The organism is Leptospira tipperaryensis (assembly GCF_001729245.1).
GTDB classification, from domain to species: Bacteria; Spirochaetota; Leptospiria; order Leptospirales; family Leptospiraceae; genus Leptospira; species Leptospira tipperaryensis.
In genome coordinates this window covers 753,312-766,010 of sequence record NZ_CP015217.1, presented here as the reverse complement: position 1 = coordinate 766,010, position 12,699 = coordinate 753,312, and the positions used below count along the sequence as shown (strand labels likewise).

Annotated in this window: 12 protein-coding genes and 1 pseudogene; 4 read left to right on the top strand and 9 right to left on the bottom strand. The window is 43.7% G+C overall.

The features are described from left to right. Positions 1 to 166: 166 nt before the first annotated feature. The 7 genes from A0128_RS03710 to A0128_RS03680 form a co-directional block, all read right to left on the bottom strand. Positions 167 to 676, bottom strand: coding sequence for a C40 family peptidase (locus A0128_RS03710; RefSeq protein WP_069606289.1), 510 nt, complete (start codon positions 674 to 676; stop codon positions 167 to 169). 16 nt (positions 677 to 692) lie between these two features. Next, positions 693 to 1,718: a hypothetical protein gene (locus tag A0128_RS03705; RefSeq protein ID WP_069606288.1), complete on the bottom strand. Its 1,026-nt coding sequence runs from the start codon at positions 1,716 to 1,718 to the stop codon at positions 693 to 695. Between the two features lie 143 nt (positions 1,719 to 1,861). Then, positions 1,862 to 2,839, bottom strand: a complete 978-nt coding sequence (locus A0128_RS03700) for an alpha/beta fold hydrolase (protein ID WP_083244046.1) — start codon at positions 2,837 to 2,839, stop codon at positions 1,862 to 1,864. 120 nt (positions 2,840 to 2,959) lie between these two features. Beyond that, positions 2,960 to 3,784, bottom strand: a complete 825-nt coding sequence (locus A0128_RS03695) for an SDR family NAD(P)-dependent oxidoreductase (RefSeq protein ID WP_069606286.1) — start codon at positions 3,782 to 3,784, stop codon at positions 2,960 to 2,962. Next, positions 3,781 to 4,611, bottom strand: a complete 831-nt coding sequence (locus A0128_RS03690; protein ID WP_069606285.1) for a metal-dependent hydrolase — start codon at positions 4,609 to 4,611, stop codon at positions 3,781 to 3,783. The genes A0128_RS03695 and A0128_RS03690 overlap by 4 nt, the downstream gene beginning before the upstream one ends. 114 nt (positions 4,612 to 4,725) lie before the next feature. Beyond that, on the bottom strand, positions 4,726 to 5,697 hold the full coding sequence (locus A0128_RS03685) for a M24 family metallopeptidase (protein ID WP_069606284.1): 972 nt from the start codon (positions 5,695 to 5,697) through the stop codon (positions 4,726 to 4,728). A gap of 99 nt (positions 5,698 to 5,796) precedes the next feature. Beyond that, the gene (locus tag A0128_RS03680; RefSeq protein WP_069606283.1) at positions 5,797 to 6,894 is read right to left on the bottom strand and encodes an AraC family transcriptional regulator; all 1,098 of its coding nucleotides are present in this window, start codon (positions 6,892 to 6,894) and stop codon (positions 5,797 to 5,799) included. A 116-nt stretch (positions 6,895 to 7,010) separates the two neighbouring features. Between A0128_RS03680 and A0128_RS03675 the strand changes: the two genes are divergently transcribed. The 4 genes and pseudogenes from A0128_RS03675 (at position 7,011) to A0128_RS03660 (ending at position 9,290) form a co-directional block, all read left to right on the top strand. Continuing rightward, on the top strand, positions 7,011 to 8,291 hold the full coding sequence (locus A0128_RS03675; protein WP_069609090.1) for a citrate/2-methylcitrate synthase: 1,281 nt from the start codon (positions 7,011 to 7,013) through the stop codon (positions 8,289 to 8,291). Between the two features lie 6 nt (positions 8,292 to 8,297). Further along, a pseudogene (locus A0128_RS03670) lies at positions 8,298 to 8,423 on the top strand (HEPN domain-containing protein); the annotation flags it as partial. 52 nt (positions 8,424 to 8,475) lie between these two features. Further along, positions 8,476 to 8,823: a nucleotidyltransferase domain-containing protein gene (locus A0128_RS03665; protein ID WP_069606281.1), complete on the top strand. Its 348-nt coding sequence runs from the start codon at positions 8,476 to 8,478 to the stop codon at positions 8,821 to 8,823. A gap of 65 nt (positions 8,824 to 8,888) precedes the next feature. Then, positions 8,889 to 9,290, top strand: coding sequence for a DUF3703 domain-containing protein (locus tag A0128_RS03660; RefSeq protein ID WP_069609089.1), 402 nt, complete (start codon positions 8,889 to 8,891; stop codon positions 9,288 to 9,290). A 275-nt stretch (positions 9,291 to 9,565) separates the two neighbouring features. On the opposite strand, the gene A0128_RS03655 is transcribed toward A0128_RS03660, so the two are convergent. Both A0128_RS03655 and A0128_RS03650 read right to left on the bottom strand, forming a co-directional pair. Beyond that, a complete protein-coding gene (locus A0128_RS03655; protein WP_069606280.1) occupies positions 9,566 to 10,555 on the bottom strand; it encodes a cytochrome-c peroxidase in 990 nt (329 codons plus the stop codon). A gap of 80 nt (positions 10,556 to 10,635) precedes the next feature. Further along, positions 10,636 to 11,601: an MBL fold metallo-hydrolase gene (locus A0128_RS03650; RefSeq protein WP_069606279.1), complete on the bottom strand. Its 966-nt coding sequence runs from the start codon at positions 11,599 to 11,601 to the stop codon at positions 10,636 to 10,638. Between the last annotated feature and the right edge of the window lie 1,098 nt (positions 11,602 to 12,699).

Sequence of the window (12,699 nt, the reverse complement as noted above, 5' to 3'; positions counted from 1 at the left end):
TCTATCACAGAATTATAATTCTTGCAAGTACAATTCCATTTTGTAGGAACTCCAACAAAACCCCATCCTCGAACCATTCTTATTTCCGCTTACCCACGAAACTTGCGAGCAAGCTTATGCAAACACACAAAGGGAGTAGATCGCAGATCGGATCTTACTTACGCGGTCAAAGTCTTCCGGAAGAAGTATAATACTTTTTATAATATTCTTCTTCTAAGGAATTGATCGTCACACCTCGTTTTGTAGAAGCGTGAACAAACTTTTGATCTTTGAGATAGATTCCTACGTGACTCACTTTGTTTCCCGAGATCGTAAAGAAAATCAAATCTCCTTCCTTCAATTCTTCTTTTGAAATGGAAGTGGTTCGAGGAACCATCGTATAACTCGGCCCGCTCAGATTCGAGCCGTAAACTTTTGATAAAATCTTACTCGTAAAACTGGAACAATCGATCCCGGATTCGTCGGTTCCGTAATCTTTGTAAGGAGTTCCGAGCCAACGATAGACTTCTTTGTAGAGAGGAAAAGAATCCTTCGGGCCGATGGAAATTTTATGATTGAGTTGGAAATAATTCTGAAGTTCGGCGTTGTCCGGATTCTTCTTTTCTCCGTGTAAGATCGCAAAACAAATCGTGACGATACACAGAGTAAAAAAGAATACGAGTTTGGAAGGAAACATTCTTAGATTAGACGGATTAGAAATTCACTCCGCCGAAAACTATAATCTCCAAAAATCCGAAATTCTGACTCGCTCGATCTTTCGAACGTCCGGTCGTAAAAATATTAGGAAGATCAATATAACCTCCCTTCGCGCCGAATTCAAAAAAGAAGGATTTGTAGAGATCGGTTCTTCCAGCGACGTAACCGGAAACTCCGTAACCCGAGGCGTGAAAATGATTATTCTTTCCTTCACCAAATAAGCGTACGTCGCTTCGGGCGATGATAGGACCGCCGCCCACGGAAGAAACAAAACTAAACGCGTGTTCTCCGTTAGTCGAAACCCAAAGAGGTTGAATCGTTCCCACGTCCATATAAAGAAAGTTTAAACCGTCTGTGTGTTCGAATTTTAAAAAGTCGGGAGTCACACTGATCGTCTCTCCGTCGTGATATCCTTCCAGTCGTTTGTATGCGTCCGGAAATAAGTAGAGATAGACGGCCATATCGGAAGCGGTTCCAAGATGCGCCCTTTGAATCGCGAGAGGATCGATGTAACCGTTGATGTTCGACGCCTGACCTCGACTCATCACGTATTTCATGTGGTCCTGACCGAAGGCGATAAAAAACTTATCAGCGAAATAATACGTTAGGCGGAAGTTGTACTGAGGAATTTCCCAAAGACTCGGATTGAGATAAACCGAAGGATCGAGTTTTTCGGGTTTATCCTTCGCAACTACGTCTTTGAGAGTAAAATTGTATCCGGGCCCCTTGAAGGTGATATCACTCTGCGTATAATAATCGCGGTTGTAACCCCACTGAAAACTCCAGGTTCCCTTACGCTGGTCGACTCTTCTTTCGGCTTCGACTTTTTTTGGATCTACGGGCGCGGGAACCGGCTCCGTTTTTGTTTCCACGTTTGCTTGGGCAAAGGGAACGATATCTTGTAAATCTTTATCTTTTGATTTTGTTTCCGCAAAAGAAGGAAGTGCAAAAAAACAAAAAAGAAAAACGCAGAGAATTGAGCGGATTGAAATCGTTTGATTTCTAAGTTCTATATGTTTCATGGGGCGGGTAAAAAATTCAAATCTAGTATATCAAAATACTAAAATTACCCGAGTAAGCCCTCTGGCTATGTTTTTTTCGATCTACCCTGTTTCAAATTTTAAGTTAGAATGCATCTCTCAAGCCATACGTCAGAATTTCAGGTTTATCTTCGATTCTGATTTTTTCGAGAGGAGTTTCGAATTACAAAGTTTCGAATTGTTTCACTTACAAATTCCGGCTTCTCCTTTTGAATCCAATGATTGGAATCGACTCGAGTCGTTTCTAAGAAGTCACAGATTCTTTCGTGAGAATCGTAACATTCGGGACTGATCGCCATATCGCGTATCGGAATGAGAAGTCGGACCGGAACAGAAATCCTTTTCGGAGTTGGAAATTTTTTTCCTCGAATGAGTTCTCGGTATAAGTGGATCGGATAAATCGCGCTTTTAAGAATTTCGTTTCTTGTAAAGTTCCGCATCGGATCTCCTTTCGGAATCTCAGCCTCGTGCATAAGATACGTCCAGACGAGCATCGTAAACTTGGAAATTAAAAAACCCGGAAGCCAAGGAATCTGGAAGAATAGGATATACCAAGACTTCAAGGATTGTTTGAGCGAAATCCAGATCTTTCTCGGACTCAAGCTGAAGAAATAACGAAACATCAGATTTCTCGCGAGAATCGGATGTGGTCCGCCCATTGCAGTGTAAGAAAGAATCAGTTTAGAATATTCTAAATCACCTACGAAACCCCAGGACAAAAGAGCGCCCCAGTCATGCGCCACGAGGTGAACGGGTTTTCCATTTCCTAAAAAACGAATCACCGCTTCAAAGTCCTGAAAGACAACGCGCGCGTTGTAGTCCTTTTGTCTTTCCGGTTTGCTCGAATTACCAGCCCCTCTCAAATCGAAGGCGCCCACGTTGAATTCTTTTGATAAAGAATGCAACTGCGAATCCCAGGTCGAATGTTCGTCAGGATATCCGTGCACAAAAAGAATCGTGTCCCGATCCGGTCTTTCCAAAGCGGTCGTATTGTATTTTAAAAAAAGATCTAGATTTCCGTTTCGAACAAAGGTTCTTTGAAACAAGGAATCTACTTTCATTTTTTGGAATGTGTTTTGTTTTTCCGGGTCGACTGCGATCATTCTTTTCCTTCCAACGGCGCCGGCCTCGAATAACAAAGGTCCGGCGCTTTTAAAAAATTATTCCCTCCCTCCTTTCAGAAGAATCAAGAAGGGAAGTTATACAATAAAAACGGAATATTCTTAGAAACGATCGCTCAGACTCGTAACTTTGTGAACGATATTCGGCGTCATACGACTGAAAAAACTGATCGTCTTGGATTTTATACCCGGGAAAACGTGAAGTTTTCGTTTTTCCATTCCTTTCACGATCGCTTTGACAACCGCAATCGGACTGTCTACGATTCCCATCGGAATGTCTTGTTGTTTTCCGAATTGTTGCGACTTGAGAATTCCTGTGTCCGCAAAGAACGGATATACGTTTGTAACCGCGACTCCCTTCTTGCGAAGATCCGCGTCCATCGCTTCTCCCATCGCACGAATTCCAAACTTAGAAATGGAATAGTAGATCAGTTCTCCCGCAGCGACGTGACCCGCGACCGAAGAAAGATTTACGATCTGTCCTTGTTTTCTTTCCAACATCGCAGGAACGAACAAACGACTCAGGTGAATCGGTGCGTACAGATTTACATCCAGGATCAGATTCCAATTTTTATCGGGAACGTCCAGAAGCCCGCCTTTGAAAGCGAGTCCCGCGTTGTTGATCAACACATCGACTCCCTTCGGAGAAATTTTCAACGTATTTTGATAAACGTCCTTACAACCTTCTTGCGTTTGTAAGTCTCCGGAAAAACTTCCGAGAATTTTCCCAACGTAGGAAGGATGAGAACCATTTTTATAGTTTTCGATCCACTTTCTCTGCAGATAAAAATCCGCGTCCGTGAGAGGAGCCTTGAGATCCGTAAGAATCAAGTTGGCCCCTTTTTCCAAAAGTTGTTTGGTAAGTTCTCTTCCGAAACCTCCGTTGGCTCCGGTGATTAAAATCGTTTTATCTTTCAATTTGCTCATATCGCTTCTCTGTATTGGTGTTCTTGTGATGAAAAAATTTCTTTCGCTAAGTAGAGATTGTCCTCTTCGTCCGGATGAAAGGAAAACCTAAAATATCGAAACGCTGCTCGCATCGTCAAAGGCAAAACCTTCTCCTTTGTAAAGAGAAGTTGAAACAATTCTTTCTGAGTTTGAATTCGAAAAAGAATTCCATCCTGCCAGAGGAATAACAAAACCGCGATAAACGTAAACGTAAAAAATATGGCGGACGCGATACACATTCCTATCACTCGGATCCAATAACTTTGAGTGACCTCTTTCAAGACGTCAAAGGCAGCCGACTTGTGTTCCAATTCTTCGGCCGCGTGCCATTCGAAAAGTCTTCTCATTTCCGGATGAGCCGGTTTGAGAAGTCCGCTTCGTAATCCCAGATCCGCGACAAGAGACGTGTAGTGCTCCAAGCCCGCAACGGCGGCCATATTCATTCTTTCGGAAAAAAGTTTTTCCAGAAGACCGAAGGCAAACCAAACAACAAAATTCATAAAACCTTCAAAGCGGTAGCCTTGGTCTTTGAGATTCTGCCAAAATTTTTTGTGCTCTCCCGCGTGTTGAGCTTCCTGGCCCACGAAGGCGATCGCGTTTCTTTTCACCTTTCCCTCTTTGAGTTTGGGAATGTATTTCTGAATCGTCCGTATAAAGTATTTTTCTCCTTCCGGAAAAAGGATCGTCCACGCGTTCAAAACATGAGTGAGGGAAGCGTTCCCTCCACACCAGTGTTTCGGGACGTTTTCCGAAAATTGAAACCTGGGCTTTCGAACCGGATAATCCGGCTTTTCGATCTTGTTCATAATTCTTCCGTTCGCTTTGTTATTTTAGAATATTCTAATTTTCTGTTTTATCGTTTCGATTGGCAAAAATCATTTCCGAGAAATAGAAGTGGATGGCCCCGTTTTACAAAAGTATTAAGCCGCCCCTATTCTGAGCTTCGATTGCTTTTTTGTTTTAGGAAGAGAGGAAACCTTCCTTAATTTTTTCTTTTCCTCTTCTTTCCAGAAACGAACGTGAGGAAGATTTTCATCCAGCCAGAATGCATCGGAATCGCTTACGACTAAGATCTCTTCCCATTTCACTCCGAAACTTTCCTCCGCTCTCGAACCAAAATGAATCTTTCCGATATGAGGTTCGACGGCCCAGAGCCCCGCGTCCACTCGAGACTTTGTAAATTCTCCCCAGAGTGGAGAAGCGTTGGAAGAAGGAGCGAAGATTCCTTTGAGAATTTGTGGAACCAAGTAGAGAAAAGTCTGAGGTGGAAAACCGAGAAGTCTTCCCGCCGGAAAACTCGAGGCCGGAACCTTTCCTACTTTATGACCGAGAACTCCGTTGGGATAAATCGTATGACAGTTGGAATAACCGAGATCGTGGATGAGATCGTCGCAGGCTTGATAGATCTCGCCCATGTTTTTTTCAGCGAGAACCAATTCTAAGATAAGAGTTCTAAATTCTTTGAGATCCTTGCGTCCCTGTTCTACTTCCGCGTTTTTTCCAAATGCAAAAGAATATCCCACGTCGGCGGTCACACCTTTCACGTTAGGCGCAACGTCTAAGATCACCGCCATTCCCTCTTTTAACTTTCGATTGGAAGGTTGAAACTGAAATCCAAAGTGAGGAAGAAGTCCGTCTCCTCCGATTCGTTTCCAAGTGAGAGGTCTTCTAAATCCTCGAAAGCAGGTCCTGTCTCCGAACCACGCAAATCCGTAATGAAAGAAATTCTTTCCGCCCCTTTCGTAGATATAAGAATCGATGAGAGAAGCGGCTGTTTTTTCGGTCATCCCTTCTACGAGACGTTCGCGGACCCACTCCACCGCATCGTATGCAAGTTTTTGCACATTCTTAAAATCGTTTAGATCCGCAGATGTATAATACTCACGAGACATTCTTCCTCTCCTCTCGAACTCTTGGACGCCGGTTCGGTTTGGAGATTGTAACGCATGTTACAGGAGTAATCGTCCGATCTTATGATTTACTACCGATTTTTAGATTTTTTTTCTCCACTCCGCGGGAGTCATTCCAGCGATTTTTAAGAATTGCGCGTTGAACGTAGACTTTGTATTGAAACCGACCTCAAACCCGATCGAAAGGATCGTCTTCTCGGGTTCTTCCAAAAGAATCTTTTTGGCTTCTTTCACTCGATATCCATTGACGAACTCGTTGAAATTCTTTTCATACAACTCGTTAAGAATCCTGGAAAGCTGATGCGGTGTTATAAGAAGTTTTTCCGCGAGGTCTTGCATTCGAAGTTCTTCGTCCCGATAGATTCTTTCCTCTTCCATGAGTTCGTTCAGACGGGTTCGAATCGCATCCAAGTTGAGTCCACCGAGCTGCGTTTTCTCGTATCTCTTCTGTTGTAATTCTAACTTTAGAGAATTGAAGAAGTTCGGATATCGCGCCGTGAACACAAAGACGAGTCCGTTTCCAAAAGTCATTAAGATCGAAGCAAGGACGAAAAGATTCGGAAAATCCAAATAGAATCCGATTCCCGAAAGTTGTACCGCGGAAATCGTGATCAAAAGAATCCAAGACGCGAGCCTGGAAAGATGAAAGTCGATCTCCCGAAACGATTTCCAAAAAAGATAAACGGAATAAAAACAATAGAATGTTAGGTGAAGATATCCGATTCCGATCAAAAGGGAAATCGGACTTTTTCCGCGATTTACAAACGCATCCTGGATGAGTTCCGACCTCGAACCCACGGGTGAAAGAAAAAAGATCAACTCACAGAGAATCGCGAGATAGGCAGGAAAAAAATGTCTCTTTAGGGGGATCTTTTTTTCCAGGACAAATTGCAACATTCTCCCGCTCACGAGAAGAAGCGCCGGGCCCATCGCGAGAAGAGAGGAAAAAAAGAAGATCCAGAGAAAAGGATAAGCCCCCGTTCCGGGGATCGAAACAAAGCCGATCCGAGATTCCACGGAGGCCATGAGAAGAGCCAAGAAAAACATCCCTGTAAATTCTTCTCCTCGCTTGTGTTTGGCTAACTCGACGAAAAAAAGAAGAATACAATAACCCGGGCCGAGTTGGATCAAAAATTGGAGGCCGAGCCAGAATAAATCCGGAGCTAAAATCGGGTGCATAGGAAATGCGAGAAGGAAAGCCGACCCCTAAGTTTTGTCCAGAAGAAACGGGAAAAATCAACGTTCCCGAAATTAGAAGAATTGACGCATACCATTCTCTGAGGTTCCCTATCGGTATGAGTGAATTCGTTGAAATCAAAGTTGGGGAGAAATCCTACCAGTTGCCATTGATCGCCGGAACGGATGGAAAAAAAGGAATCGATATTCGTGAACTCCATCAAAAAACCGGACTCATTTCTTACGATCCCGGTTTTTTTAATACCGCTTATGCAGTGAGTCGTATTTCTAGAAGAGATCCGGATTCCGGTGATCTTCACTACAGAGGTTACGACGTCGCGGATCTCGTTCAACACTCCACCTTTGTGGAAACGAGTTATCTTTTGATCTACGGAAAACTTCCTACCGAGCAGCAACTCAAGGACTTCAGCTTAAAACTTTCCAAACACTCTTTGATTCACGAAGACATGATCAATCTCTTCGACGGCTTTCCCGGTAAAGGGCATCCGCTCGCGGTTCTTTCCGTGATGGTTACTTCTCTTTCCAGTTATTATCCAGAAGAATACGAAGAATCTCTCGACAAAGGAATCGATCATTCCGCAAGACTTCTCGCAAAGATCCGAACGATCGCTGCCTTCAGTTACAAAAAAATCGTGGGTCAACCTTTCGTTTATCCTTTGGACAAACATCCGTATTGTACGAACTTTCTTTATATGTTGTTTTCGATTCCTTCCAAGGATCACGTTCCGAGCGAAGACGTGGATCGAATTCTCAATCAACTTTGGATTCTTTATGCCGATCACGAACAGAACGTTTCCAATACGACCGTTCAAGTGATCGGTTCGACTCAGGCTAATCTTTTTGCTTCGATCTCTTCAGCGATCAACGCGCTCTGGGGTTCCAGAGAAGGCGGTCGTCAAGTGGCCGCGGTCGGTCTGATCGAAGACCTCATCAAATCCAGAAAGACGGTCGCTGAATATTTCGAAAAGTTCAAAGGAGATTCGGAAAGACTTTTTTCAAACGGTTTTGGTCACAAGGCCTACGCCGCAAAAAGCAGAAGAGCGATCATCGCCGGAAAACTGTTTCACGAATTTTATAAAAAACATCCTCTCAATCCGATTGCGGAAGTGGCCCTCAAGATCGACGAATACATGCAAAATGATGAATATTACATAAATCAAAACCTGTATCCGAATCTTGAGTTCTATAGCGCGGTGATTTTCAACTCGATAGGAATTCCGAAAGAACTCTTCACTGCTATGCAGGTAATCGGAAAACTCCCGGGATGGCTGGCCCACTGGAGAGAACAACGTGTTTCCGGAAACTACAGCAAAGCTCGTCCGAAACAAATCTATACCGGAGAGATGGGAAGAAAATACACTCCTCTTTCTGAAAGATAGACAACCATGCAAAACCCGAGATGGAAAGACTGGCTCGCCCAAGCCGAAAGAGATTTGGAATGGGCGGAAGCTTCTTTACAATCGGGTTTTTTTGCGCAAACTTGTTTTGTCTGCCAGCAAGTGGGAGAAAAAGCGCCTTCTCATTTGCGGAAACATTGATTCGCATCGTAAAAGAAAAACTCAGATGAGCGTGATCGTTTTTCCAAAAAGAAATCCTCTCGGCGGAATGAGTCGAGAAGAACTGATCCAAAATATTCAATCTGCCCTTCGGGAAAAAGTAATCAAGACGTTTCTATTCGGAAGCGTCGCAAGAAATTCGCAGCACGCCTATAGCGACGTCGATCTGATCGTGATTGCAAAAACGGATCTTCCTTTTTTAAAAAGACAGGAACTCTTTCCGGAACTTCTACGACTCCCCGTCGAATGGAACTTATTCGTTTATACGGAAGAAGAATGGCAAAAAATCCAAGAACAAAGCCAATATCCCGGTTTTTGGAAAACGGTTTTTGCAGAGATGATTCCTATTTTGTAATATACTTCTTTCAAACGATTTTTATTCAGTCGCACAAAACAAATAAAATCAGTCAGAGCAACAAGATGAATTTTAGAATGCCGAAAGATTTCAAAACCGCCTACATGCAAGAACTTGCATCTTATCGATCAAAGTTGGAAACGGGAGATTGGAAAGATGCCTGGAAGTTTTTAGAAAGGGCACATTTGATCGGTCAATACCATCCGATTTCGCACACTGGGATTCATTTTAGAATGCTGGTCTTTGCGGTTCGAACCGGAAACGGAAAAGAATTTTTCGGACAACTCTTGCGTCTTGCCGTCGGAGGATTTGGATCTCTTTTCAATCGAGTCCCGGTCGGAAATACGGGCGGAGCGAATGTTCCGATTCTCGCGTCCCTTCCTCTTCCGAAAGATTTGCGGGAACTCTTGGAAAACGCGGATACTTCCGGAAAGGGTTTGTCCGGTTTGAAGAAAAAAACTTCCTGAATTCTTTTAGAAAGGCGGGTTCAAGAGTAGAACCTCAGATTTTCGGGGGAGTTCCCACATTCCTTGGAAGTCACAATTCTTCCGTGGACTTTGAAAAAGTAGGAACTCACACTTTTCTCTAAAAAAGCCCCGCCTCTTCAGGTAAATCCCCGAGGTCAAAGACGGGGAGTTCCCACAAATTCATCCAAAAGACGGCAAAATCCTGAGGACAAAAAAAGACCGGCCAATCGCGTTAGCAACCGCCGGCTGAATAGGTTTCAATTCTGTAAGTCCAGTTAATTAGACCGGTTCTTATCGGTCAACGCCTTCAAGAAAGTTACAATCGACTTTGTATCGGAATCCGAAAGGTCTTTTCCAAGCTGAAGATGAGCCATCTTTTTCACGGCTTCTTCCAGAGTAGCGACTTTCCCATCATGAAAATAAGGACCGGTGATGGCGATATTTCTAAGAGACGGAACTTTAAACACAAAAGCATCGGCCGGATTCTTCGTCACAGCGACACGGCCTTTGTCCGTAGTATTTTCGTACGGATTCACCTGACCCAGTTTTCGGAAAGAATTTCCTCCGAAAAGAGGACCGACGTGACAAGCCGTACAACCGGTCGCTAAAAACTTCTCCAGACCTTCTTGTTCTTCGGAAGAAAGGGCTTTGTGATCTCCTTTCTGAAAATCGTCAAAACGGTCTTTTGTTACGAGAGTTCTCTCGAAAGCGGCGATCGCCCCGGCGAGATTTTCATAGGTGATTTTCTTTTCATCCTTAGGAAAGGCTTTCACGAAAAGGTCTTGGTATTCGGCAATCGCTCCGATTTTCTTTTCGACCTCAGCCGCGGACGGCATCGCCATTTCCACAGGGTTTAAGATCGGGCCTTTCGCTTGTTCTTTCAAATCCTTCGCTCTTCCGTCCCAAAACTGAGCGAGGTGAAAACCTGCGTTCAAAACGGTTGGAGAATTTCTGTCCCCATTCTTCCCAAACGCTCCTGGAGAAGTGGGAAGATTGTCCACGCCCGCGCCCTTTCCCGCCACGTTGTGACAAGAATTACAAGCCTGGGTATCATTCGCAGAGAGCCTCTTTTCAAAGTATAACTTTTCTCCCAGTTGGACCAGCTCCGGAGTATCGCCTTCTCCTCCCGGAACTTTTTCCGGAATCGTTCCAAAGATCTTTTTGGAATCTTCGATTAGCTTCTTCGTCTTTTCAGACGGACCACAGGACACCAAAACGGTTCCGAGGAGCACCAAGAACAGGGCCCCCAATGTAGATTTTTTCATACCAGTTCCTCTTTCTATTTAATTTAGAATGATTCTAAAAGTAGATTCTATTTAGAATCATTCTAAAAGACAATTCTTTTTCAAACCTTCTTTCGCTTTTTCCTCTCAATCTGAAATACCAAACCCTGGGCATTGATCTTAGAATCGAACCCGAGAAGCATATCTTCCCTTTCTCCCAGAACAATTCCTTGAGTGGAAATTTCTCTTTCTAAATAAGAACGAATTCTTCCCGTGCAAAATTCTAAAAGGGGCTCCCCTTCGAGACCGGATCTTTCGCCGGAGGAAAGAATGTTTTGCATCGCGTGAAGTCCCTGTTTCATCTGGCGCGCACCGGCAGGCAGATCTTTCCAAACTCCGAAGTGAGTGAGATACGCCTTATCCGCTCCGGTAGAAAGAATCGTATCCACCGTATTCATCGCTTCTTCGGAATCGAAATCCGTCGGAGTCGTGGAAGGATACAAGACAGGACTTTTTCCCACTGCGAATTCTCTATATCCAAGTCCGAAAGAATCCCCGGTGAAAATTCCGTTACTCAGAGAATCGTATATGCAAAAATGATGATTTGCGTGACCGCGCGTATAATAGAATTTGAATATTCTTCTACCCCACCGGATTTCTTCCCCGTCTTCCGGACTTTTCACTCGATCCGCGGGAACCGGAAGAATTTCTCCGTAGAGTTTTTGAAAATTCTCTTCTCCATAGACTTGGATCGAACTTTGTATGAGCCTCTCGGGTGAGATGAGATGTTTCGCCGCTTTCGGGTGCGCGAGAATGATCGCGTTCGGACAGTGTTTTGCAAGAAGCCCGGTTCCACCCGCGTGATCGAGGTGAACGTGAGTGACGATGATGTATTTTACGTCCTCGGGTTTGCGACCTGCTTTTTCCAATTCTTCCAGAAGAATCGGAACCGCGTGATTGGTATTGTTTTCGACAAAGGCGGCTTCGTTTCCCTCGACGACTAGATACGCGCAAGCCACGCCGGGAAAAATATAATCGCAGTCGATCGTAAACAATCCTGGAAAGGGTTCTTTCTCATAAGGCGGCATAAGATTCTCCTGATTTCAGAATTGAAAATTCTCAAACAAACCGAGGTTCCACGTAAGCGACTAAAACAATATCGTGCCCTGCTCTATGTTGCAATGGCAGGCCCGCAACGTGCACGGAGTCGCAAGGACATGGAAAAGTTTATTCCCCATTTCCCTTCCCTACAAGTCCGCAATCATCCTAACTTCTTCTTACCAAAGGGCCTTTCTAAATGAAAGATTCAAATTCCTTAATGAACGGAATCAACTCAATCGATTCAATGAGCAAATAAGAGAAAACCCATAACGGTAATTTCAAATGTTCTAAAGGAGTAGAAGAAGTCTTTGATTCTAAATAATTACGTTCAGGACAGCAAATCACATTCTCTCTCGTGGAAACTTCTTTGCTAAGAGAAATTTTACAATCAGGAGAATTCTTAGAATAGGGATTAGATAATAGATTCTTACTGATCCGTGTATATTTGTCGATGTTTAAGCGAGGAAATTTTTGAGTAAAGCGATCCTTGGCAGTCGGCGATTTTGGGTTAGGTGAAGAATACGAAGAAGTTGGAATATACTTTAGAAATTTATTTCTTACAGGAGCAGTGAAAATCGCCGCTCCCCGGACGTTTCGGAGAAACGGGTTGGGATTTAGCAATGTGCGAAATGTAAGAAATAAATATGCACCTGCCATGGGAAAAATTCTTAACATATATAGATACAACGTCAATCATAATAGTCGTATGCAGCTTCCCTTTTATAAGGCCAAATTCTAATTTTGGAGCGGAATTGGTTGATAACACTTAGATGCGATTTGTTTTGGAACTACTTATACATGGTTACTAATTTTTTTGACCAATGTATTCGGTTTCAGTACGGGACCTAGCCAAACTACAGACCCTCTTGCATATTTGTGCTGATCGCTCATAGGACTCAGTTCGTTACACCGTGCCAGTGGGGAACCTTTGGGGAACATTGAATGACTTCAACAATGGAGAGGATACTTTGACGTCGTTTTTCTACAACCCCTACGTTGATAGCGACTTTTATATGCGAACTAAGTTGGGATTCTGTTTCCTTGTCCATCTGTCACCATACTGATCGAACCTAAGTGATCCGGGT